Origin of the sequence: Lysobacter sp. H23M47, assembly GCF_015209765.1 — a bacterium.
Classification (GTDB): domain Bacteria; phylum Pseudomonadota; class Gammaproteobacteria; order Xanthomonadales; family Xanthomonadaceae; genus Novilysobacter; species Novilysobacter avium.
In genome coordinates, this window is the sequence record NZ_CP063658.1 from 1,675,613 (window position 1) to 1,698,781 (window position 23,169).

At 68.5% G+C, this 23,169-nt stretch carries 15 protein-coding genes and 1 pseudogene; 5 read left to right on the forward strand and 11 right to left on the reverse strand.

Annotation, left to right across the window (positions count from 1 at the left end; all coding sequences use genetic code 11):
* Positions 1–7 precede the first annotated feature (7 nt).
* From mtnA to INQ43_RS07580, 7 genes are all read right to left on the reverse strand, one after another.
* Positions 8–1,066 carry an S-methyl-5-thioribose-1-phosphate isomerase gene (gene mtnA, locus INQ43_RS07550; RefSeq protein ID WP_194036035.1) on the reverse strand — a complete coding sequence of 353 codons (1,059 nt, stop codon included), beginning with the start codon at positions 1,064–1,066 and terminating at the stop codon, positions 8–10.
* Positions 1,067–1,099: 33 nt separating this feature from the next.
* Positions 1,100–2,044, reverse strand: a complete 945-nt coding sequence (gene epmA, locus INQ43_RS07555; RefSeq protein WP_248285381.1) for an EF-P lysine aminoacylase EpmA — start codon at positions 2,042–2,044, stop codon at positions 1,100–1,102.
* A gap of 62 nt (positions 2,045–2,106) precedes the next feature.
* Positions 2,107–4,452: an NAD-dependent DNA ligase LigA gene (ligA, locus tag INQ43_RS07560; protein WP_194036036.1), complete on the reverse strand. Its 2,346-nt coding sequence runs from the start codon at positions 4,450–4,452 to the stop codon at positions 2,107–2,109.
* Positions 4,453–4,461: 9 nt separating this feature from the next.
* Positions 4,462–5,211: a cell division protein ZipA gene (gene zipA, locus INQ43_RS07565; RefSeq protein ID WP_194036037.1), complete on the reverse strand. Its 750-nt coding sequence runs from the start codon at positions 5,209–5,211 to the stop codon at positions 4,462–4,464.
* A 76-nt stretch (positions 5,212–5,287) separates the two neighbouring features.
* Positions 5,288–8,791: a chromosome segregation protein SMC gene (gene smc / locus INQ43_RS07570; RefSeq protein ID WP_194036038.1), complete on the reverse strand. Its 3,504-nt coding sequence runs from the start codon at positions 8,789–8,791 to the stop codon at positions 5,288–5,290.
* A 121-nt stretch (positions 8,792–8,912) separates the two neighbouring features.
* Complete coding sequence (locus INQ43_RS07575; RefSeq protein ID WP_228062439.1) at positions 8,913–9,203, reverse strand: BolA family protein; 291 nt, start codon at positions 9,201–9,203, stop codon at positions 8,913–8,915.
* Complete coding sequence (locus INQ43_RS07580) at positions 9,200–9,499, reverse strand: YciI family protein (protein ID WP_194033733.1); 300 nt, start codon at positions 9,497–9,499, stop codon at positions 9,200–9,202. The genes INQ43_RS07575 and INQ43_RS07580 overlap by 4 nt, the downstream gene beginning before the upstream one ends.
* 449 nt (positions 9,500–9,948) lie before the next feature.
* On the opposite strand from INQ43_RS07580, the gene INQ43_RS07585 reads away from it, so the two are divergent.
* The 3 genes and pseudogenes from INQ43_RS07585 to INQ43_RS07595 all read left to right on the forward strand — a co-directional run bounded on the left by INQ43_RS07585 (position 9,949) and on the right by INQ43_RS07595 (position 13,214).
* Positions 9,949–10,884, forward strand: a complete 936-nt coding sequence (locus INQ43_RS07585) for a ScpA family protein (protein WP_194036039.1) — start codon at positions 9,949–9,951, stop codon at positions 10,882–10,884.
* A gap of 33 nt (positions 10,885–10,917) precedes the next feature.
* Positions 10,918–11,562, forward strand: a pseudogene (gene scpB / locus INQ43_RS07590) (SMC-Scp complex subunit ScpB); the annotation flags it as partial.
* Between the two features lie 131 nt (positions 11,563–11,693).
* A complete protein-coding gene (locus INQ43_RS07595; RefSeq protein WP_194036041.1) occupies positions 11,694–13,214 on the forward strand; it encodes a pseudouridine synthase in 1,521 nt (506 codons plus the stop codon).
* Positions 13,215–13,301: 87 nt separating this feature from the next.
* Here the strand turns inward: INQ43_RS07595 and INQ43_RS07600 are convergent, their stop codons facing one another.
* Complete coding sequence (locus INQ43_RS07600) at positions 13,302–15,059, reverse strand: VWA domain-containing protein (protein ID WP_194036042.1); 1,758 nt, start codon at positions 15,057–15,059, stop codon at positions 13,302–13,304.
* 96 nt (positions 15,060–15,155) lie between these two features.
* A complete protein-coding gene (locus INQ43_RS07605; protein WP_194036043.1) occupies positions 15,156–15,788 on the reverse strand; it encodes a DUF2799 domain-containing protein in 633 nt (210 codons plus the stop codon).
* A 276-nt stretch (positions 15,789–16,064) separates the two neighbouring features.
* On the opposite strand from INQ43_RS07605, the gene INQ43_RS07610 reads away from it, so the two are divergent.
* Positions 16,065–17,147: a hypothetical protein gene (locus INQ43_RS07610; RefSeq protein WP_194036044.1), complete on the forward strand. Its 1,083-nt coding sequence runs from the start codon at positions 16,065–16,067 to the stop codon at positions 17,145–17,147.
* A 19-nt stretch (positions 17,148–17,166) separates the two neighbouring features.
* Here the strand turns inward: INQ43_RS07610 and INQ43_RS07615 are convergent, their stop codons facing one another.
* Complete coding sequence (locus INQ43_RS07615; RefSeq protein WP_228062440.1) at positions 17,167–18,969, reverse strand: D-(-)-3-hydroxybutyrate oligomer hydrolase; 1,803 nt, start codon at positions 18,967–18,969, stop codon at positions 17,167–17,169.
* Between the two features lie 86 nt (positions 18,970–19,055).
* Between INQ43_RS07615 and INQ43_RS07620 the strand changes: the two genes are divergently transcribed.
* Positions 19,056–19,721: a response regulator transcription factor gene (locus INQ43_RS07620; protein ID WP_194036045.1), complete on the forward strand. Its 666-nt coding sequence runs from the start codon at positions 19,056–19,058 to the stop codon at positions 19,719–19,721.
* 11 nt (positions 19,722–19,732) lie between these two features.
* Here the strand turns inward: INQ43_RS07620 and INQ43_RS07625 are convergent, their stop codons facing one another.
* A complete protein-coding gene (locus tag INQ43_RS07625) occupies positions 19,733–23,116 on the reverse strand; it encodes a PAS-domain containing protein (protein WP_194036046.1) in 3,384 nt (1,127 codons plus the stop codon).
* Positions 23,117–23,169: the final 53 nt, after the last annotated feature.

Consider the following 23,169-nt stretch of genomic DNA (forward strand, 5'->3'; position numbering starts at 1 on the left):
CAAGGACTTACGCGCCAAAAGCGGCCTGCATGGCGGTGGCATCCGGCTGCGTGATCACGCCCCGCTCGGTCACGATGGCGTCGATCAATCCGTGCGGGGTGATATCGAAGACGGGATTCCAGGCAGCGATCCCTTCCGCTGCGGTGGCAACCCCGCCCAGATGGAAGAGCTCGGCGGCATCGCGCTCTTCGATGTGTATCCCGTCGCCGTCCGGCATCGCCATGTCCACGGTTGAGAAAGGCGCGGCGACCATGAACTTCACGCCGTGGTGGCGGGCGGCGATGGCCAGCTGGTAGGTGCCGATCTTGTTGGCGGTATCACCGTTGGCGCAGATGCGGTCGGCGCCGACGATGACCCATTGCACCTGGCCGGTTTTCATCAGGTGCGCGGCCGCCGAATCAGCCACCAGTATCGGCGCGATCCCGTCCTGCTGCAGTTCCCAGGCCGTGAGTCGCGCTCCCTGCAGCCATGGCCGCGTTTCACCGGCAAACACCTGCGATATGCGTTGCTGGGCGACGCCGGCACGGATCACGCCCAGCGCGGTGCCGAAGCCTGCGGTCGCGAGCGAGCCGGTGTTGCAGTGGGTCAGCACGCCGCTGCCTGGGGCGATCAATGCCGCGCCCAGCGACCCCATATGACGGTTGGCGGCCAGGTCCTCATCGGCAATGGCGCCTGCTTCGCGTTCCAGCACCTCGCGCCAGTCACGGCCGGCGGACGCGAGCACACGTCGCATGCGTGCCAGCGCCCAGGCCAGGTTGACCGCGGTCGGGCGGGCATCGTTCAGATGGGCGATGGCCGGCTCCAGCGCGAGCACCGCGGCCGCACCGTCCTCCGCCTTGATTTCGCGCGCGGCCAGAACGAGTCCCCATGCAGCGGCGATGCCAATCGCCGGCGCGCCGCGCACGGTCAGCGCGCGGATCGCGTCGAACACGTCTTCACTGGTCTCGCAGCGGACGTACTCGACGTGGAAAGGCAAGCGGCGCTGGTCGAGCAATTCGAGCGCGTCGCCGGTCCAGCGGATCGGACGAACGCGGTCGTAACGGTCGAAGTCGAAGGTGTCGTTCATGGCGGCAGGGTCCACGGGTCGCGCGAAACGGGATCAGGCGCGGAAAAAGTCGAAGGCGATCACATCGGCGATGCGGTCGGTGCGCAGCATCGCCATCATGAGCCGATCCACACCGAGGGCGACGCCGGCGCAGTCGGGCAATCCGGCTTCCAGTGCGGCAAGAAAACGCGGGTCGGTCGGCGGGATCCGGTCGGCGCGCGTCTGGCGGATGCGGCCGTCGCGCTGGAAGCGGGCGCCCTGCTCGGCTGCATCGGTCAGCTCGTGGTAGCCGTTGGCCAGTTCCAGCGGGCCCAGGTAGAGCTCGAAGCGCTCCGCCACCGGCGGTGAGCCGTCGCCATCATCGCGCAGCCGCGCCAGCGCGCATTGGGTGGCCGGGTAGTCGTGCACGGCCAGCATGGTCTCGTCGCTGAAGCCGGGCTGCAGTCGGTGGGTCATCAGCAGGTCCAGCCAGTCATCCCGCACCAGGCCGGTGGGGTCCAGGACCACGTCTCCCAAGGCCTTGCGTAGCACTTCCTCACTGGCGGTCAGCGGGTCGAGGCCCAGCCGGTCGTGGTAGAGGTCGCGGTAGCGCACCTGCACCAGCGGCACCTGGCGACCGACCAGATCCAGGCCCAGGTTGATGACCTCGGCAGTTTCCTGCGCCAGCCGGCGATGGTCCCAACCCACGCGGTACCACTCCAGCATCGTGAATTCGGGATTGTGGCGCGCGCCGGCCTCGCCGTTGCGGAACACCCGACCCAGCTCGTAGCAATCGCCAAAGCCCGCCGCGAGCAGGCGCTTGAGCGGGTATTCGGGCGAGGTGCGCAGCCAGCGGGTACGGGGTCCGCCGTCGCTGCGGCCGCTGAAATCGCTGGTGAAGGAGTCGATGTTCGGCTCGGTGTTTCCGGCCACTGACATCACCGGGGTTTCCACCTCGACCACGTCGCGCTCGGCGAAGAATCCGCGGATCCGCGCGTTGAGTGCCGCCCGCAACTTCAACGCGGAAAACCGCGCTTGCGGCCTCCAGTCTGTGGCCGGATCGCCAGCGGAATGCGGGACGTTCACTCGTGCTTGCCGAGGAAGGCCAGCAGCTTCGCCTCGTCCCAGATCTCGATGCCGAGTTCCTCGGCCTTGGCGAGCTTGGACCCGGCCGCCTCGCCGGCGACCACGAACCCGGTCTTCTTCGACACGCTGCCGGCCGACTTCGCGCCCAGCACTTCCAGGCGCGCTTTCGCCTCGTCGCGCGTCATCGCGGCCAAGGTCCCGGTGAGCACGACGGTGCGACCTTCCAGCGGGCCGGCGGTGCTTTCATCCACCTCCGGGATCAGCTTCTCCAGCGCAGCGATCGCTTCCCCGCACCGCGCCAGCAGGCTGGCATTTTCCGCGTCCGTCAGCCAGGTCTCCAGCGCCGAGGCGGTGTCATTGGGCAGGCCGGCGGTGATGAAGCGGTGCACGGGCGCGTCCAGCAGCGCGGACGCCTCGGCAAAGACGCCCGCCAGCTGCTCGGCGCGCAGGCGGGTGAGTTTCGGGATCTCCAGGTCCACCAGCAAGTCGGCCAGCCCGAGTGCGCCCCGCAATTGCGCGGACGGTGGCCGGGCGTCAGTAATTTCGACGCCGCCAGCCAGCAGCTCGTCGATCACCTTCTGGTTTCCCGGCTGGTCGAAGAACTGTCCGATCGAATGGGCCACCTCCGAGCCGATGTCGGGCACCCGCTTGAACAGCGGCCACGGCAGCCTCCGGATCACCGCCAGATCGCCAAACCACTCCGCCAGCGCCTTGGCGGTGCTCTCGCCGACGTGCTGGATGCCCAGACCGAACAGGCAACGCGCCAGGGTCGTCCTGCGGCTGCTCTGGATGGCCTCGATCAGGTTCTCCGCCCAGCGGGTCGCCACCTTGCCCGCCTTGACGGTGTCCGGCGTCGTGCCGTCGCGCTCGTCGCCGCGGCGCTTCATCTCCAGCAGGTCGTCCAGGGACAGCGTGTACAGGTCGGCTACCGAGGTGACATAACCAAAATCGACCATGTCCTCGACGTAGCGCTCGCCCAGCCCGTCAATGTCGATGGCCCGGCGTGAGGCGAAGTGCTCGATCGCCTCCTTGCGCTGGGCCGGGCAGACCAGTTCGCCCGAGCAGCGCCAGACCACCCCGCCCTCCTCGCGCACGAGGTCAGAGCCGCACACCGGGCACACCGTCGGCATCTGCCAAGGCTGCGCATCCGGCGCGCGCATGCCCGGCACCACGCGCACGATCTCGGGAATCACGTCGCCGGCGCGACGCACGATCACCGTGTCGCCGACGCGAACGTCCAGCCGGGCAACCTGGTCGGCATTGTGCAGGGTCGCCCGGCTGACCTCGACCCCGCCGACCTGCACCGGGGTGAGCCGGGCCAGCGGCGTCGCCGCACCGGTGCGACCGATGTTGACCTCGATGGCCTCCAGTACCGTGGACTGTTCCTGCGCCGGGAACTTGTGCGCCAGCGCCCAGCGCGGGGCGCGCGAGACAAAACCCAGTTCCAGCTGGCCGGCGTAGTCGTCCAGCTTGTAGACCACGCCGTCGATGTCGAAGGCCAGGCGGTCGCGGCGCTCGCCGATATCGCGGTAGTACGCCAGAAGCCCGTCCAACCCGGTGGCGACGCGGCTCTCCGCGCTGACCGGGAACCCCCAGTCGCGCAGTTGCCGCAGCGTCGCCGAGTGCGTCGGCGGCAGCTCGGCGCCTTCCACCAGCCCGACCGCGTAGGCGTAGAACGCCAGCGGCCGGCGCGCGGTGATGCGCGGGTCCAGCTGTCGCAGGGACCCGGCGGCGCCGTTGCGCGGGTTGGCCAGCGGCTTGCCACCCTCGGCGCGCATGCGCTCGTTGTAGCGATGGAAGCCCGCCAGCGGCATGTAGACCTCACCACGGACCTCCAGCACCGCCGGCCAATCCGTCCCCCGCAGTGCCAGCGGGATCGCCTTGACCGTGCGCAGGTTGGCAGTGACGTCCTCACCGGTGGCGCCATCGCCGCGGGTCGCGCCCTGGACGAAGCGGCCATCCTCATAGCGCAGGCTGATGGCCAGGCCGTCCAGCTTGGGCTCCACCGAAAACACCGGGTCGCTGCGCTCAAGCCGGTGCTCGATGCGCTGGACGAAATCGGCCACCTCGTCGTCGCTGAAGGCGTTGCCCAGCGAGAGCATGGGAATGGCGTGGGTGACGCTGGCGAAGGCGCCCGACGGCGGCGCACCGACGCGCTGGGTCGGCGAATCCGCGCCGGCCAGTTCGGGATGGGCCGCCTCCAGGCCCTCCAGCTCGCGCAGCAGGGCGTCGTACTCCGCGTCCGGAATCGCCGCGTCGTCGAGGACGTAATAGCGGTAGCTGGCGTCGTCGAGCTGACGGCGCAGCTCGGCCACGCGGGCGGCGGGATCGGGCGCGGACATCGGGACCTGCTACCAGCGGCTGGGCTTGCTCAGCGGCGGTGCTTCGCGCTCGCGGTCGTAGGCGCGCAGCTCGTCGCGGATGTGGCCGATTCGCTGGCGACCCAGATTGTTGCGCTGCTCATCCAGCAGCAGGCCACCGAGCAGTTCGGCCATCCGCTCCGCGGTCGGCAGCATGGCCTCCCACGCATCCAGCGCGGCGACGGGCGCCGGCAGGGTCAGGAAGAACGCGATCGCCGGGGTTTCCAGTTCCTGGATGGTGCCCATCTCGAAGTTGCCCGGCTTGACGATGTTGGCCACGCTGAACACCGGACCGCGCTCTGGCTGCTGCTCGATCAGGCGGTGGTACACGCCCATGTGGCCGTAGACCAGGCCGGCCTTTTCCGCCGCCACGACGATGTCCGGGCCGTGCAGCTTCTCGCCGGCGCGAGCGGCCAGATAGACCGTCACGATCTTGTCGAACTCGTCGCTGACCCGCTTGCCGAGCTCGGTCCCCGCGGTGCCGTCGAGACTGCGTTCAAAGAGGTCCAGCTCCGCCTGAGCGGTCGGATCCTCGCCAGCGGCAGCGGTCGTATCGGCTGCGACCTCGTCCTCAAGCTGCTCGCCCAGCGTCGGCTCACGCCTTGACCCGCTGCCGTCGGCGGCGCGCGCAACCCGCCGGCCTTGGCCGGGCTTGCGCGGCCGGCCAAAAAACAGGATCGCGCCGACCACAAACAGCCCGGCGATCAGGATTCCGATCCGCAACAGGGTTTCGTCCGACATCAGCTTTGGTACTCCGGTTTATTGCATGGGTGGACGCCGGGAACGCCGTCGTGGCACGACGGTCCGACGCCCGCGATCAGGCGGCGCCCACCAGGCGGGTCGCCTCGGTGAGGTCAACGCTTACCAGCCGGCTGACACCGGGCTCGCGCATCGTGACGCCGGCCAGTTGCTGCGCGGCTTCCATCGTCGCCTTGTTGTGGCTCACAAACAGGAACTGTACCTGTTCACTCATCTCGCTGACCATGGCCGCGAGCCGGCCGACATTGGCTTCGTCCAGCGGCGCGTCGACCTCGTCGAGCAGGCAGAACGGCGCCGGATTGAGCTGGAAGATGGCGAACACCAGCGCGACCGCGGTCATCGCCTTCTCGCCGCCCGACAGCAGCGAGATGTTGGATACGCGCTTGCCCGGCGGGCGGGCCATGATCGCCACGCCGGTGTCGAGCAGATCGTCGCCGGTGAGCTCCAGATACGCGTGGCCGCCGCCGAACAGGCGCGGATACAAAGCTTGCACGCCAGCATTGACGCGGTCGAAGGTCTCCTTGAAGCGGCCGCGGGTTTCGCGGTCGATCTTGCGGATCGCGTCTTCCAGGGTTTCCAGCGCGGTGCACAGGTCGGCGTCCTGCGCGTCGAGGTACTCCTTGCGCTGGCTGGCTTCCGCGTGTTCGGCGATGGCTGCCAGGTTGACCGGTTCGAGCCGGCGCAATCTGGCGTCCAGCTCCTGCACGGTGCGTTCCCACGCCGCCGGCTCCATCTCGTCGGTCAGGGTGTTGACCACGTCGTCGAGCACGAAGCCCGCCTCGGTGATGGCCTCCACCAGCGACTCGGCCTTCAGCACCAAGGCCTGCTGCTCGAGCCGGCGCTGACCGATGCCTTCGCGCTGGGCGAGCGCCTGCTCGTCGCGTTGCTGGCGGACCTGCTCGAAGCGGCGAAGCTCCTGGTCGATCCCGTCCAGTGCGCTGCGGGCGGCGCTGAGGACCTCGCCCGCCTGCACCCGCCGCTCCAGCGCGGCCTGGCGCTGCTGCTCCAGCTCATCCACCGGGCTGGCCCCGTCGGTGAGCTGGCTGGAAATCTCCACCAGGCGGTTGTCCAGCTGGCCGCGCTGGCCGCTCATTCGCTGCAGGGCCTGGGTAAGCGAGGCGATCTGGGCGCGGTGCGATTCCAGGGTCAGGGCCAGTGCATGCGCGGCGTCCCGGGATTCGCGGGCCATGTTGCGGGCCTGGTCGCGCGCCTCGCCGAGGCGGCGGCGATCACTGTCCAGCACCAGGCGGGCGTCTTCCAGCTCGGTCATGCGCATGACCGCCTCTTCCTGGCGGGTGCGGGCCTCGCGCGCCTGCCCGGTGAGCAGTTGCGCGGATTCGGTCAGTTGGGCGAGCTCGGCATCGATGCGCTCGATCCGGCTTCGTGCCGAGTCCAGCCGCCCCTGCTGGCTGTGCAGCCGGCCGGCCAGCTCCGCGACGCTGCGGTGGGCGACGTGGAGCGCGCGCTGCGCTTCCTCGCGCTGCTGTTCGGCGGCCAGATTCTGTTCGCGCAGGCGGGTCAGGCTGCCTTCGAGTTCGTGCTCGCGCTCCTGCAGCGTCTCGATCTGGCTGCGCAGCGATTGGATCTCCTTCTCGCGCAACAGCGCGCCCTGCTTGACCGCGCCCGAGCGCAGCACGCGCACCCAGCCGTTGCCCAGGCGCTCGCCCTTGCGGGTGATCACGGAATCGCCATCGGCCAGCGCCGGCAGCAGGGCGAGCGCGGCGGACAGGTCGTCGGCCGCGTGCAGCGGCACCAGCAGGCGTCGCACGGCGGCGGGACCCTGCACCTTGCCGGCCAGCGAGGTGGGGGCGCAGTCGACCGGCGCCTCGGCCGAGGCCACCAGCGCCAGCCGGCCGTGGTCCAGCTCGCCGATCGCGTCCACCAGCGCTTCAGGCGAGTCCACCAGGGCGCCTTCGATGATCTGGCCCAGCGCGGTCTCGACGGCGTCTTCCCAGCCCTCCTCCACCACCAGCGCCTCGCCGACGCGGACCGCGGAGTCCAGGCCGCGCGCCTTCAGCCATCCCAGCGCGGCGCCGTCTTCCTGCCCCAATGCGGCGTTCTGCAGCGTCTCCAGCGAGGACAAGCGGCCGCGCGCGCCCTGCGCCTGCTCGCGCACGTCCGCCAATGCCGACTGCGCTTCGCGCTGTTGCTCTTGCAGGGTATCGACACCGCTTTTGCGCAGCTCCAGCACGTCGCCAAGACTGTCCAGCGAGACCTTGTGGGTCTCGTGCTGTTCTTCCAGCTCGGCGAAGGCCTGGGCGAGCGTGGTCAGGTCCAGGCCTTCGCGCTCGGACTGCAGGGCCTGCCGGCGACGCTCGGCGTCCATCGCCTGGCGCTCCAGATGCTCGATCCGGGTGCGCTCGACCTCCGCCGAGCGGGTCGCCTCGGATTGGGCGCGACTGTGGTCGTCCCAGCGCTGCTGCCAGGACGACAGCGCCGCCTCGGCCGCGCGCAGCGCTTCCTGGCGATCCAGATCCTGCTCGCGCAACTCCTCCAGGCGGGGCTCGTCCACTTCCAGCGCCGCGCTCAGCACCTCCAGCCGCGACTGGTCGTTGCCGATGTGCTCGGCGACCTCGGCCAGCTGGTGGCGGGCCTCGTCGCGGGCCTTCAGCAGGCGCTCGGCCATCTCGCGCTGGTGCTGGATCTGCTGCTCAATGCGCGCGAGCGCGCCGCCGACCTCGTAACTGTCGGCCTGCGCCTTGTTCAGCGCCTCGGCGGCTTCCTCGCGGCGTACGCGGCCGGTCTCGATCTCGCGCTCGGCCTCGCGCTGCTCGGCGATCAATTGCTGCAGGCGGGTCTCCTGCTGCGCCAGCTTCTCGCGCTGGCCGGCCAGCTTGCGATCCAGCGCCCGGTGCTCCAGCGCCTTCCATTCCGCGTCGCGGATCCGGCGATCTTCCTGGATGGCCTGGTACTGCTCGGCCTGCCGCGCCTGGCGGTTCAGGTGGCCGAGCTGCTTGCCGACCTCGTCACGCAGGTCGCTGAGCCGGTCGAGGTTCTCGCGGGTATGGCGGATGCGGGTCTCGGTCTCCCTGCGGCGCTCCTTGTACTTGGAGATGCCGGCCGCCTCTTCCAGATAGACCCGCAGGTCCTCCGGCCGCGCCTCGATGATCTGGCTGATCATCCCCTGCTCGATGATCGAGTAGCTGCGCGGTCCCAGGCCGGTCCCCAGGAACAGGTCGGTGATGTCCCGGCGACGGCATTTGGCGCCGTTGAGGTAGTACTGGCTGGCGCCGTCGCGACTGACCAGGCGCTTGACGGAAATCTCGTCGAACGCGCCGTACTCGCCGGTAATCGTGTGGTCGGAGTTGTCGAACACCAGCTCGACGGTGGCCTGGGAGACCGGCTTGCGCGTGGACGATCCGGCAAAGATCACGTCGGTCAGCGAGTCGCCGCGCAGGCGGCTGGCCGAACTCTCGCCCATCACCCAGCGCACCGCGTCGATGATGTTCGACTTGCCACAGCCGTTCGGCCCCACGACCGCGGTCATGTTGGTCGGCAGATGCAGGGTGGTGGGATCGACGAAGGACTTGAAGCCCGACAGCTTGATCGTTGACAGACGCATGCGTCGCGGGAGCCTCATTGCGCGCCGCATGCGGCGCTGCGGTGGATGTCAGGAAGCCGGCAAACCAGCAGCCGCCCGCGAGTATAGCGGTCGCTGGACGGTGCCCGCAGGGCCGGCCGGGCTAGCCCGCTTCGTCCGGCGCACGGGCGACAATCGACAGCGCGTGGATGTCGGTTTCCATCATCGCGCCGACGGCCTCGTACACGCGCCGGTGCCGCGCCAGCGGAGCGAGCCCGCGGAACGCGTCGCTGACGACCTCGACATTGAAGTGGCCACGGCCGTCGCGGGCGCCGGCATGGCCGGCATGGCGGGCGCTGTCATCCTCGACGGACAGGGAGACCGGCGCCAACGCAGCTTCGATGGCCGCGCGGATCGCCGGCACGCGTTGCCCGCGCGGCAGGCCGCCGGTCACGGCAGTACCCGGCGGAATGGCCGGACCTCGGTGCGCTCGTACACTCCCGCGTCGACGTAAGGGTCGGCATCGGCCCACTCGCGCGCAGCTTCGAGGGACTCGAATTCGGCCACCACCAGGCTGCCACTGAAGCCGGCCGGGCCCGGGTCCTCGGCGTCAATCGACGGGCATGGGCCGGCCAGCAGCAACCGGCCGGCGTCGCGCAATGCCTCCAGCCTGGCCAGGTGCGCCGGCCGCGCCTTGCCGCGCAATGCCAGCACGTCCTCGCCGTCGTATCCCTCGATCACGTAGAGCATGGTTTCATTTCCAGCCGACAAGCCAATCAACGATTGTAGGCCAACCCCGACGCGCCCCACGCCCCCCGCGTCCCCGTGGCGCAACGCTGGACAGAGCCACGTGCAGCCCGTAACCTGTTCGGAACCTGAGTTGGATAAAGACGTCGCGTCCTTTACGGCCCTGCCGCCGTAACGATCTTCGCGATGCCATGGCCGCGTCTGTCACAGCGGTGTTCATCCCAGATCGATTCATCTGTCAGCAGGTCCGCTTTTTACTGCTGCATGTCCAACATCGCATGATCATCGTCGGAACCCGACGATGGCTGGACCCTATTCCTGCCACCGCCAGGCAGTATTCCGGTTCTGCCCCGTCCGCTGACGCCTTTTGTGCAGCGCGCCCATGATCGAGCCGTGATGTTTCGACGCAACCGCACCAACGCAGCGCCACGGCCCGGAGGGGCCGGCACCGCATGACAAACGTTTCCGCGCCCGTCGCGACCGATGACAACCAGGAAACACCGCTACCGGACGGGGAGATCCAGGCACGGGTGTCGCCGCGACAGCAGGAAATGCCGCTTGCGATGGTGCACGGGCAACCGGTGCTGCAGATTCCGCAGGACCTCTACATTCCGCCCGATGCTCTGGAAATCATCCTGGATGCATTCGAAGGCCCGCTGGACCTGCTGCTCTACCTGATCCGCCGGCAGAATCTGGAAATCCTCGACATCCCGGTCGCGGAGATCACCCGCCAGTACGTTGATTACATCCAGGCCATGCACCACCTGCGCTTCGAACTGGCAGCCGAGTACCTAGTGATGGCCGCGATCCTGGCCGAGATCAAGTCGCGGATGCTGCTGCCGCGGTCGGTGTCGGAAGAGGACGACGAGGAGGATCCACGCGCGGAACTGGTCCGTCGATTGCAGGAGTACGAACGCTTCAAGAAAGCCGCGCAGGACATCGATGCGCTGCCCCGGCAGGATCGCGATACCGTTCCCGCCCAGGCGTTTGTACCGGATCGCGCAGCCGTACGTTTGCCGCCCGAGGTCGATCTGCGCGAGATGCTGCTGGCGCTGCATGATGTGTTCAAGCGTGCCGAGCTGTATACCCAGCACGCGATCAAGCGCGATGCCCTCAGTGTCCGCCAGCGCATGGGCGAACTGCTGGCCCGGCTCGATGACGGCGAGTTCCACCGCTTCGAGTCCCTGTTCGAGGCCAGCGAAGGACGTATGGGCGTGGTGGTGAGCTTCCTGGGCATCCTCACCCTGGCCAAGGAACAACTGGTGGACATCGTGCAGGAGGCGCCGCTGGCACCGATCTACATCAGATCACTGGCCATTGGCACCGCGCCCGAAGAGATCCAGCTCAGCAGCGAATTCGACGATGCCGCCAACGACGACGCGCCCTGAGCGCACCGCACCAACCACACAACGACACGCTGCATGGACCAGACCCTGACCAAACGCATCATCGAAGCCATCCTGCTGGCCGCCCACCAGCCGGTGAGCGCCGCCCAACTGGGCGATTTGCTCGCCGGCGACGACGAGCAGCCGATGGCCGCCGGCGATGTTGCGCAGGCGCTGCAGGCACTGCAGGATGACTGCCAAGGACGCGGCGTCGAGCTGGTGGAGCTGGCTTCCGGGTTCCGCTACCAGGTGCGCGCCGACGTGCATCCCTGGGTCGCCCGCCTGTGGACCGAACGCCAGACGCGCTACACCCGAGCGACCCTGGAAACGCTGGCGCTGATCGCCTACCGCCAGCCGATCACCCGCGGCGAGATCGAGCAGGTACGCGGCGTGTCGGTCAGCAGCAACATCATCCGTTCGCTGGAGGAGCGCGAGTGGATCCGCGTGGTCGGGCACCGCGATGTGCCGGGCAAGCCCGCGCTGCTCGGCACGACCCGCACGTTCCTCGACTATTTCGGCCTGAAACGCCTGGATGAACTGCCGCCATTGGCGGAACTGGGGGAAATCGGCGAGCTGGAACCGCAACTGCAGTTCGAACCTCGCGATACCCCCGAAACACCCGGATCCATCGCTGCCGGTGGCATTGCCACCGACCCGGCGCTGGACCAGAACGATGCCGACGCCGTCGACGTTCCCGCACGGGAACAGCCGGCCGACGATTCCAACACCGCGGACGACGCCATCGAGACGATGGAACGCCGCGGATCACTCGAAGATGACGATGCCGAAGAGGCCTCGTCGGAGTTACCCAAATGACTGAAGAAACACGCAGCAAGCTTTCCCTCAAGCACGGCAAGGACGACGGCGGCACCGCGACGCCGCGCATGCAGGAACGCCTGCACAAGGTCCTGGCCCAGGCCGGGCTGGGCTCGCGCCGGGCGCTGGAGCAGCGCATCGCCGACGGCCTGGTCAAGGTCAATGGCGAGGTGGCCCAGGTCGGCGTCTCCATTGGCAGCGGGGACAAGGTGGAACTGGATGGCCGGCAATTCGTCGCCAGCGCCCTGACCGAGCCGTCCCGCGTACTGATGTACAACAAGCCCGAGGGCGAGGTCACCACCCGCGAAGACCCCGAGGGTCGCCCGACCATTTTCGACGCCCTGCCCGCCCTGAAAGGCGCGCGCTGGATCGCCGTCGGCCGCCTGGACATCAACACCACCGGCCTGCTGATGCTGACGACCGACGGTGAGTTGGCCAACACCCTGATGCACCCCTCGCACGAAGTGTCGCGGGAGTACGTCTGCCGGGTGCGCGCACCCGAAGGCGAAGACCGCGTGGAGGATGCGGTCGTGGACCGGCTCAAGCGCGGTGTTGCCCTGGAGGACGGCCCGGCCAGGTTCGACGACGTCGAGCGCATCGGCGGAGCGGACTCGCACGACTGGTTCCGGGTGGTGGTCAAGGAAGGCCGTAACCGAGAAGTGCGCCGGTTGTGGGAGTCCCAGGGCTGCCAGGTCAGCCGCCTGAAGCGCATCAAGTACGGCTCGGTAGACCTGCCGCGCGAACTGCTCCGCGGCCAGTCGATGGAGATGGCGACGGAGCGGGTGGACGCCCTGCGCAAGGAGCTGGGCCTGGAAGACGGCACGCCGTCCGCGCTGACCCTGCAGCCGGTGATCGGCCAGCGCAAGGCCGCCCGCTCCACCATCAACCTGACCGGTCGGGCGCAGAGCCCGGGCTATGTCGGTGGTCACGTCACCAGCGCTGATGAGGGGCGCGAACTGCGCCGCTTCGACAACGTGCGCGAGGATCGCGGCCGCGGCCGCGGTGCCCCCAAGCGCCACGGCGGGCTGACTGTGAGCGGCGAGGCCGCCGCCAAGCAGTCACAGCGGCCGTACAAACAGCGCGCGCCCAAGGGACAGCAGCCGCTGCCCGACGGCAACCCGGCCGCGTTCCGCACCTGGTACGTGCCCGATGGCGTCAACACCGGCCCCAGCGGGCACCGCAACGCCGACAGCCGTGGACCGAAAAAGCCCTACGGCAACAAGCCGGCCGGGGGTTACAAGGGCCGGGCGCCTGCGGGCGGCCAGGCGCGTGGACCGCGCCCGCCCTACGGGCATCCCGACGGTGCACCCAGCTTTCCGTCGGACCACGCCAACCCGGGCGGCTTCAATCCCTACGGCGACAAGCCGCGCGGGCCCGGCGGCAACCGTCCGGCCGGCAAGTCCGGCGCCGGCAAACCGGCCGGTCGTCGCGCCGGTCCCGGTGGCCCGCGACCCGGCGGTCCGCGGGGCGGCGGCCGTCCCGGCAGTGGCCGGGGTGGGTCGCGCAGCGGCAGCTGAGTTGCCGGAACGTTGACAGAAAAAGGCAGCCTGACGGGTGCCTTTTTTGTTGCCTGAGCGGCCGTCTCTGGAGACGGGTGTCAGCCGTTACGGAGCAGCAGTCACGGTGACTGGCTTGCTCGCAAGAATCCTGTGGGTCTGATTTTGGACATAGCGCAGTTCGTATGTACCGGGGTCGTCTGGCAGAGTCAGTTCCAGCGGGGATCCTCGCGACGTCCGCTGATAGCCCACTTCACTACGGCCCGCCGAGCCAACTTTCGCTATCGAGACGTAGTCATTGGCATAGTCGGGGCCGGTCCAGGAGACCTTGATCCTGGTTCCCGAAACTCCTGAATCCGGGGCGTCCAACGTCGCGCTGACCCTGGTGGTTTCAATGGGTTGGCTGGCGAGAATCTTGTGCGACTGGGACTGGACGTAGCGCACCTCATAAGGACCCGGCTCGGCGGGCATCAGCAGCTTCAGTGGATTACCTGCCGAAGTGCGCGTGTAGTTCACCTCGGACCTCCCGGCAGAGCCGACCTTCGCTACGGAAATGTAGTCATTCGCATAGTCCGGTCCGGTCCATGCAACGCGCAGGGTCGAACCCGCCGGTGCCTTCGCGGGAACCTCCACGCTGGCGCCAACCTCAGTTACGTCAATGCTCTCGCGCGTGAGCACGTCATGGTTCTTGGCACTCACATAGCGAACCTCGTATGTGCCGGCAGTAGGCGGCATCAACAACTGCAGCGGGTTGCCGTCTTTGGTACGCGTGTAGTTGGCATGTTTGCTGTTGCCCGCATCGGCGGGGCCGACGGAAATGTAGTCATTACCCTCGCCCGGCCCCGTCCAGATGACGCGGACCTTCGAACCCGCGGCGGCGGTAGCAGGCACCTTCAGCGTGGCCTTGAGCTCGACCACGAGGGGCAAGCTAAGGCTTGCACGGTCACCCGTGAGTTTGATCTCGCCCTCTGCGGTCGCACCATCCGATCCGCGGACAACCGATACGTCATGCACGCCGCGCGGAAGTTCTACCTCGAGCTTGCCGGTTGCGTCGGACTCATGCAGAACCTCACCGGTCGCACCATGGCGAACGGTCCACACCAGATCCTGCCTGATCACCGGCCCACCTTGCTGGTCGGTCGCCTCCAGACTTGCCTTGCCAGTCGGTATTGCCGCGGGCTCGGGGGCGGGCGCAGGCTCGGCTTTTGCCGGCGCGGGTTCCGCCGTTTTTGACTTCTTGGATGGCGCGACACTGATTTGCGCCAAGGCGTCCTTCAACTCCTTGGCGTCATCGGCGACGAAGAAACGGCCTCCGGTCGCATCGGCCATGCACTTCAGCTCGCCCTTCGCCCCGGCCTCTTCTTCGCCCAAGCCAAAGCCCACCGTATGCACGGTCAGACCAATGCCCATCGTCGCCAGCTTTTCGGCGGCCGCACACGGATCTGCGTTACAGGTTTCCTGACCGTCAGACACCAGAATGACGGTGGCTTCGTTCTCGGTGAATTTCAGGGCCTCGGCGGCCTGCTGCACCGCAGCGGTCATCGGCGTTTTGCCGACGGGGTTCATGCCAGCGATGGCCTTGGCGATGGCGGCGCGGTCGCCACCGACCGGCACTAGCGTCTGGATGTCCTTGCAGTCGCCCTTGCGGCGATGGCCGTAGGCAACGAGACCAAGCCGGCGCTCGGGCGGCAGGTCGTCCAGCAATTCCTTCACCACGTCGCGCGCGATGGTGATCTTGGGCACTCCGTCTATCTGGCCCCACATGGATCCGGACGCGTCGAACACCAGGATCGTGTCGCCAGCAGCGGACGTGTCCTGGGCGAGTGCGGGCAAGCTCAGGCCGGTCAGCCCGAGCAGCAGTCCCATTGCGATAGGTCGAAGCATGGCTATTCCTTTTGTTGCGAATGCGGTCAATTCCGCGGCGGTACAGGACGCGCCGCCAACGGCTGATGGTCGTGAGCCTTACCAGTGCCCGTAGATCGGGGCGAAGCGGCGGCTGACATGGTCCAGCTCACGCCGGGCCATATCCTCGCGGCGACGGGCGTGCCGCAAATCCTCGTCGGCACGCCGGATGTCGGCGCGCAGCTCGCTGATTTCCCTGCGCAGGCGTTTCCGCTCATCCTCGCTCTCGGCGCGATCAAGACGCTTCTGGGCCTTGCCGATATCCTTGTCGGCCTTGCGGATCCGGTATTCAATCGAGCCCACGTCCGAACTCACGTCATCGAGGCGCTGCTTGGCGTCGTGGACGAAGCGGCCGTCGCCAAATCCGGCCAGGAATCCGGGTTCCAGGTGGCCCGGGCACACGCCGGCGTAGTTGCGGCCGTTGGCCGCCGCAGTGAAGCCGCGATACGGCGTGCAGTAGACCTCCAGGCCACGCTCCCGCGCCTCCAGGTAAGTGCGCGAGTCCACGCCCACCCCGTACGCCGCGCACGCCTGCTCATGGTTGCCCAGACGGGATGACGGATAACCGGCGACACCGTCCTCGTAGCCGATACGGGACCAGTTGCCGCTCAGGCAGTCGCCCTGGCTCACCGTTGCGCAACCGGTGTGGAGCAGTGCCAGCAAGGCGATAAGCACTGGATGTATTGCTTTCATTCCACTCCCCTGTCGGGCATCCCGCCCGTTTCTTCATTGGACCCTGCTGCCGGAAGCTGCCACGGCACCAAAGGCGTGCGAAGGAATACGCACCCGATGCTCCCTGATACGACGTCGCCGCTTCGAACCGGACACGTCCTTTCGCATTTCCGGAGGCAACCCCGAACGTTCGTTAATGACTATGAACAATCCCGGCCGACGTCAGCGCCCGTTCATCGGCGTCCATCAATTGTGAAGGTGCCAACAGGGGTGTTGGCCTACGAGCGAGGGTCCAACATGAAACTTCTGTCCCGCCCGATCAACTGGACGCTGGTCCTGGCGCCGCTGCTGGTGTCCATGCTGGCACTCCCGGGCAACGCCCACAGTCGTGACAACGATCGAACCACGCGGCAACTGGAACACCGGCAACGCGTCAGGGACGTCGAACGCCCGCAACGCAAAGCTGAAGCGGGCGTGCCGACGCCACAGGCCCACCGCGCTGCACCGATCGCGGTACGGACACCGGATTCGGGCAACCGCGGGCCCGATCGCAGGCAGGCGGCAGCGCCCCAAAGGTCCGATCGCGGTGCACGCGTCCGTGACGGCCGACCAGCGCGCGACGCGAGTGGCCCACGCCGGAGTGCGATGGCGGAATCGCTGGACCGGGCCCAGAGATCGCGTGCCCAGTCCGACAGCCGGCACGACCGCCAGAGCACCCGGAACAGTGGATATCAGGGCGACAACCGTGGACAGGGCTCGCAACCGGCCCATGCCCGACAACGCGATGGCCGCCAGGAGCAGCGGATCCGCCACGATCAGCAACGGGCCGACCGCTACTACGCCGCCCAGGCGCGTCAGCGTGAAGTCGCCATGCAGCGCACACGCGCGCTGCAGCAGCAACGCCGCGCCAATCAGTACCGCTACCAGAACCAGTACAACCAGCGACTGCGCCAGCAACATGTCAGCTGGGATTCGGGCCGCTACAACTACTACAACGACCCGTTCTACTCGACGCCTGCCAGCTACCGCTACCAGTTTGGCGGCCAGTGGCATTCGACCAACCGCTACGGTGCCAACCTCATGCAACAGGCCGTCGACTACGGCTACCAGGAAGGGCTGCGGGCCGGCCAGGCGGACCGGTACGACGGCTGGCGCGCCGACTACCGGGACAATTTCGCCTATCAGGACGCGGGATACGGCTACAACGGTCGCTACATCTCACCGGGCGAATACCAGCACTACTTCCGCCAGGGCTTCCAGCGCGGATACCAGGACGGCTATGGCAACCGCTATGACTACGGCTACCGCCGCAGCGACGGCAGCGTCGCGATCATCGCTGCGGTACTGGCGACCATTGTTGGCCTGCAGGTGTTGAATTGACGGACGTTGGCCCCGCCATTCATCGCGGAATCGCCAGGTGCCCGGCCTGCAGGGGCTTTCCCGCACCGCGCGGGGTGGTCGCGATGACCGCATCGGCTGGCATCGGCGCACCGTTCTCCAGGTGCGCCCACGTGCGGTCCAGCGCCTCGTAGACATAGGGCAACAGCGGCAGGTAGATCCCGGCGTACACGGGCACGCCAAGGAAGGCGTCGAAGTGCTGCACGTTCCGCACCTGCCAGTGGTGCACGTCCGCGCCGGCGCTGCGCGCGGCCGCGACGTACGGCGCGCTGCTAAACGCGGGCGGAATCAGCCCATCGTCGAGGCCGTGGATCACCATCACCGGCAGTCCGGCGGCTGGCGGGGCAACCTGCAATTCACTGATGCCCTGGCGCACGCGATCGGCATCGGCACCCTGCCCGTCCCACAGCGCACGCAGACACTGCAGGCCTGCGATCGGATTGGCCGGATCGATCGGCGGGGCGACGATGCCAACGCCCGCGCCCGGCGGTATCCCTGCCGCCTCCGATGACCACGCGGCGCGCTCGGTCGCGGTCGCCGGACGCGGCGTTCCGTCTTTGGTCACCGCCGAGAAGGAGTAGCCGCACGGATGTGCCCCGGCGGAAAACCGTCCGTAGGCCGAGGCATAGGTCACCGCGACCGAGCGCCACAGGTCGAAGGCAACGCTGATCGAGCCGGCGCGAAGCGCCTCGTCGGTCCAGCCGTTGGCACGCAGGGCCTGATAGGCGGACTGCTGCTGCTCGCCGATCGTGTCGCCCTGGATCAGGCCGGCCGTTGCCAGCGCCGCACACTGCACGTCCGCGGTCGGCATCGCCGGGATTCCGAGCGCGGGCAGCGCACACGGCATCAGCAGCGCCGCCTCGGTGGTGTAGTCGTAGATGGGGCGCGCGCCAGCGACCGTCACATTCGGTTCCGCCGCGACGACCGCATCCAGCCAGTCGCCCGCGGACGCCGACTGGGCCGCCTGCAACACGGCGCCGCCGCCATTGGAGATGCCGACCGCGATCACCCGCGTGTTGTCGAACCGGTAAGGGGCGGCATCCGGGAACGCTTCGGTGAGGACCTTCAGCGCAAATTCGGCTGACTGGCGCACGTGCTCGCCCCAGTGCGCTTCGGGGTTGTCGCCGGAATGCGCATGTTTGAATGCGACGCCCGTGGCAGGCGCCGGCTCCGGCTGGAATGCCAGAGCGGCGTCCGGCCCACCGATGGTGCCGTCCAGTTGCACCCCGACCCCGGCGTCGAGGTCGTAGTAATCGCTGCCCGCGCCCTTGTCGGTGTACGCGATCGCGCAGCCCCTGGGCAGCGCCCACGGGCCGGCGACGGCAATCGCGCCGAGGACGCCGCGCGACCCGGAGGCCGGTGCCAGCACGACGCAACGCGCCTGCTGGTCAAAGTTGTCGGGCACCTGCACCAGCACCCGGTGTGGTTGCTTCGCACCCGGCAGCCGCGCCAGCGTCTGGAACTCCCGGCCGGGCGATGGCGCGACACTGCCGTACAACTCCGCATAGCCGCCTCCCGGCGCGAGATCCGCGATGCCGCGCCAGTTGCTCCAGACGGCGCGTCGGCGCACTTCCGCGGCCGTGGGGCTTTCCGGGTCGGCGAACTCCGGTGCGGTCATCGCGCGCAAGCCGTCCAGACCCAGGCCGGCGGTGAGCAGGTCATCGTTGCCGCGGTGTTCGGTGACACGCACCGGGCCGAAAGCGGTCGCTGCCATGGCGGCGTTTCCTGGATTGGGCGTGGTCGCGCAGCCGGCGGCGACGGACAGGACGGCAGACAGGGCGACGGCAAGCAGGGAAGTTTTCATGCACCGACAGTAGCAAGACCCGAGCAGCCCGCTCATCGTACTTTCGTACCACGCCCCGGCCCCGCGCAGTTGCTAATCTGGCGCGCATGCCTTCCCTCCTGATCGCCGACGACCATCCGCTGTTCCGGGCCGCATTGCGCGGCGCCGCGGCGGACGCGGTGGCCGACCTGACCGTGCACGAAGCCGACTCGCTGCCGACCGTGCTGACGCTGCTGGAGGCGGAGCCGGACATCGACCTGATCCTGCTGGACCTGCACATGCCCGGCAACCACGGACTCGCCGGTCTGGCGGCGATCCGCGCCCAGTACCCGGGCGTCGCGGTGGTGGTCGTTTCGGCCAACGACGACCCGCGCGTGATCCGGCGGGCGCTGGACCACGGCGCGGCCGGTTATCTGCCCAAGAGCTCTGGACTGGACGAGCTTCGCGACGCCATCCGCGCCGTGCTGGCGTGCGAGCAATGGTTGCCGCCCGCGCTGCGCGCCTCCGTCTCCCACACCCGCAGCTCGCCGACCGATGCCGAATTGGCGGCGCGGCTTGCCAGCCTGTCGCCACAGCAGTTCCGCGTGCTCAGCTTCGTTGCCGAAGGTCTGTTGAACAAGCAGATCGCCGACCGCCTCGCGGTCCAGGAACGCACGGTCAAGGCGCACCTGTCGGCCATCTTCGAGCGTCTGGGCGTGCGCAACCGCACCCAGGCGGGGGTGATCCTGAGGAGCCTGGAACTCGTCGACCCCGCGCGGGTGGTCGCAGATTGAGCGAATCGCGCTCAGTCGTCCTCGACAGCCACCGGCTCCTCGCGCAGCGCACTCGCGGCCAGCATCCGGTCCAGCACGGACTTCAGCGCGAGTGGCTTGAGCGGTTTGGACAGCAACGACTGCCCCGCGTCGAGCACCGCGCGCCGGACCACGTGCCCGGTATCGGCACTGAGGATCAGGGTGGGCCGGGCGCCGTGTTCGACGGCCAGCGCTTCGGCCAACGCCACCCCGGTGTCGCCGTCGTCGAGGTGGTAATCAAACAGCCACAGCGCCGTCGGTTCGCGCGCGAGGTGCCGGCGCGCACCCTCGCGGTCCGCCGCCGTCAACACCTCGCAACCCCATCCGCGCAGGATAGCGGCCAGTGCCGCGAGCGCCTGCGCATCGTTGTCGACCAGCAGCACGCGCAGACCGGCAAAACCGCGGGATGCGCTGGCGACCGCCGGCAGCCGCGCCTCGACGCGCTCGACCTGCATCGCGAACATCGTGCCCTGCCCCGGGCGGCTGTGCAGGGTCAGCGGAGCCTCGAGGAGGTGGGCAATCCGATCGGCGATCGACAGCCCCAGGCCAAGCCCTTGCCCGGGTGCGTCGAGGCCGCGCCGGAATTCCTCGAAAATGGCCTGCTGCATGCCTGCGTCGATGCCGGGCCCGGTGTCATGGACCTCGATACGCAGTCCGTCGCCGCGGCGGCGTACGCCCAACAACACCCGACCGCTGGTGGTGTAACGCACCGCGTTGGCAAGGAAGTTCTGCAGTGCGCGCCGCAGCAGTTGCGGGTCGCTGTGCACCCACGCCCGGGTCGGCACGAAACGGAACCCAAGCCCGCGTGCGGCGGCGATGGCGCTGAATTCCGAAGCCAGCGGCTCGAGCACTTCGGCCAGGGCAAAGGCGCGCGGCTCCGGCACCAGTCCGCCCGCCTCCAGGCGCGACATTTCCAGCAAGCCGGTGAGCAGGTCGCCGGTGGAATCCAGCGCCCCGCCAATCTGGGACAGCATCGCGCGCTGCGCGTCGGTGGCGGCCTGCACCGACATCGCGTCGGTGAACAGCTGCGCGGCATGCAGCGGTTGCATCAGGTCGTGGCCGATCGCGGCCAGGAACCGGCTCTTGGCATCATTCGCGCGCTCGGCTTCGCGGGTGGCGATCTGGAGGTCGGCCGTGCGCTCGATGACGCGCTGCTCCAGGGTCTCGTTGGCCTGCAGCAGCGCGGCCTCCGCGCGGCGGAAATCGGTGACGTCGGTGAAGGTCGCCACGAAGCCGCCACCGGGCATGGGGTTGCCACGGATCTCCAGAATGCTGCCGTCGGAGAGGATGCGTTCGGTGAGGTGTGGTGAACCGGCACGCATGAAGGCCAGCCGCCGCTCCAGTGCGCGCTCCAGGCCGCCTGCCGGCGGCGGGCCCTGCATCATCGCCCAGCGCGACAGGTCGGCGATCGGTCGCCCGACCTGCAACAGCTCGGCGGGATACTGGAACAACTCGGCGTAGCGCCGGTTCCAGGCGACCAGCCGCAGCTGCGCATCCACCACGCTGATGCCTTGGCTCATGTTGTGCAGCGCGGCCTCCAGGACACGCTGGTTGAAGCGCAGGTCCGCCGACGCCTCGCCGACGATCGCAGCCACGGTGTCCAGTCCCCGCCCGCTTTCGCTGCGCGCGGCATCCAGCAGCACGCGCGCAGAGGCGGAGCCCAGTACCGCCGCCAACTCGCGCTCGATGCCCGCCTCCACCGCCGCTGGCACGGGGCCCGTGGCCGGGGCCTTCTGCAGCAGTTGCTGGACACGGTTGCGCGGCAGGAACCGCATGCCCGCGTCGCGCAGGCTTTGCGCATCCATGCCGCGGTAACTGCGCCTTGGCGTATCCCGACGCCAGCTCCAGGTCCAGCCGAGCACCGTGGCCAGCGTGCCAAGGAAGAGACTGACACCGACCGCGCGTCCCAGCCTGCTCCAGCCGGTCAGGCCGAACAGTCCGTCCGGCGACAGCATGCGCAGGCCCAGCGGCCCCGACTCCAGCCATCCGGGGCGATGCCCGACCACCTCGAACACCATCGGCAGCAACAGCACCCAAGCCCACGCCGCAAACCCGACGACCACGCCGATCACCGCTGCCCGCGGCGGCGTCTGCGGCCGCCACACCGCGAAACCCAGCGCGGGCGCAAGCGTCGCCAGCGCCGAGAACGACACCGCGCCGACGTCGGCCAGCGCCTCATTGCCACCGACCAACCGGCTGTAGGCCCAGGCCAGCAGCATGATCGCGACTATGCCGAACCGCCGCAGCATCAACACGCTGCCGCGCAGGTCGCTGCCATCGTTGCGCGACCAGGCACCGCGCAGCAGCCCGGGCGCGAACCAGTGGTTGCCGATCATCAGGCCGAGCGTCAGCGTGCTGACCACGACCATGCCGGTGGCGGCGCTCAAGCCGCCAAGGAACGCGAACAGCGCCAGGCCCTCGTGGCCCTGCGACAAGGGCAGCGCCAGCACGTACATGTCGGAGGGCACCGAGTCGCCGAGCAATGCCGCACCGGCGGTGGCCAGTGGCAGGACCGGCAAGGCGATCAGGACCAGGTACAGCGGAAACTGCCAGCGCGCGGTGCGCACGTCGCGCTCGTCGCGGCACTCGACCACTCCGATATGGAACTGGTGCGGCATGATGAACATTGCCAGCGCCCCCAGCAGGACCAGTGGGAGGAATCCGGCGGAGGGCGCCGCAGGCAAGGTCGGTATCGACTGCATCGGGGCCTGCAGCGAGACGCCCGCGTTCGTGTCCAGACCCAGCCAGACAAACGCGCCGATGGCGAGCATCGCGCCCAGCTTGAACACCGACTCGAATGCCATCGCGAGCACCAGGCCGCGGTTGTGCTCGGTCGCGCTCGCGCGCCGGGTCCCGAACAGCATCGCAAACACCGCCATCGCCAGTGCGACGTACAGCGCGCTGTCCTGCCAGGGCGGCGTCGCGAGCCCGGAATCCCGGGTGGTCAGCATCGCGAAACTCATCGCCACCGCTTTCAGCTGCAGCGCGATGTAGGGGATCAGTCCGAGCGCAGCGACCAGGGTGACGGTCGCGGCCAGCCACGCGTCCTTGCCCAGGCGCGTGGCGATCAGGTCGGCGATGGAGGTCGCGTTGGTCTCGCGGGCCAGGCGCACCAGCTTGATCATGAAGCCCACGGCCAGCACGTAGAGCAGGATTGCGCCGAGGAAGGTCGGCGGCAGCGGCCAGCCGTAGCGCGCCGCCTGGGTGACCGTGCCGTAGAAGGTCCACGAGGTGCAGTGCACCGCCAGCGACAGTGCATAGACGTGTCGCCAGTGCCCGGCGAACAGCGCCGGGCGCCGCTCGGCATACAGCGCGGCGCCGAACATCAGTCCAAGCCAGGCAAGGCTCGCGAGGGCGACGGGAGTGAAGCTCAGCATCGCCGGAGCATAGCGCGAGGCAAGGGTTTTGCCGTCCTGCTCAAAGACAGCGA

What these genes read in the sequence shown, in the direction of transcription:
- mtnA (WP_194036035.1), bottom strand. Translation starts at nt 1,066, where the DNA reads ATGAACGACACCTTCGACTTCGACCGTTACGACCGCGTTCGTCCGATC.
- ligA (WP_194036036.1), bottom strand. Translation starts at nt 4,452, where the DNA reads ATGTCCGCGCCCGATCCCGCCGCCCGCGTGGCCGAGCTGCGCCGTCAG.
- zipA (WP_194036037.1), bottom strand. Translation starts at nt 5,211, where the DNA reads ATGTCGGACGAAACCCTGTTGCGGATCGGAATCCTGATCGCCGGGCTG.
- smc (WP_194036038.1), bottom strand. Translation starts at nt 8,791, where the DNA reads ATGCGTCTGTCAACGATCAAGCTGTCGGGCTTCAAGTCCTTCGTCGAT.
- INQ43_RS07580 (WP_194033733.1), bottom strand. Translation starts at nt 9,499, where the DNA reads ATGCTCTACGTGATCGAGGGATACGACGGCGAGGACGTGCTGGCATTG.
- INQ43_RS07585 (WP_194036039.1), top strand. Translation starts at nt 9,949, where the DNA reads ATGACAAACGTTTCCGCGCCCGTCGCGACCGATGACAACCAGGAAACA.
- INQ43_RS07595 (WP_194036041.1), top strand. Translation starts at nt 11,694, where the DNA reads ATGACTGAAGAAACACGCAGCAAGCTTTCCCTCAAGCACGGCAAGGAC.
- INQ43_RS07600 (WP_194036042.1), bottom strand. Translation starts at nt 15,059, where the DNA reads ATGGGACTGCTGCTCGGGCTGACCGGCCTGAGCTTGCCCGCACTCGCC.
- INQ43_RS07605 (WP_194036043.1), bottom strand. Translation starts at nt 15,788, where the DNA reads ATGAAAGCAATACATCCAGTGCTTATCGCCTTGCTGGCACTGCTCCAC.
- INQ43_RS07610 (WP_194036044.1), top strand. Translation starts at nt 16,065, where the DNA reads ATGAAACTTCTGTCCCGCCCGATCAACTGGACGCTGGTCCTGGCGCCG.
- INQ43_RS07615 (WP_228062440.1), bottom strand. Translation starts at nt 18,969, where the DNA reads ATGAAAACTTCCCTGCTTGCCGTCGCCCTGTCTGCCGTCCTGTCCGTC.
- INQ43_RS07620 (WP_194036045.1), top strand. Translation starts at nt 19,056, where the DNA reads ATGCCTTCCCTCCTGATCGCCGACGACCATCCGCTGTTCCGGGCCGCA.
- INQ43_RS07625 (WP_194036046.1), bottom strand. Translation starts at nt 23,116, where the DNA reads ATGCTGAGCTTCACTCCCGTCGCCCTCGCGAGCCTTGCCTGGCTTGGA.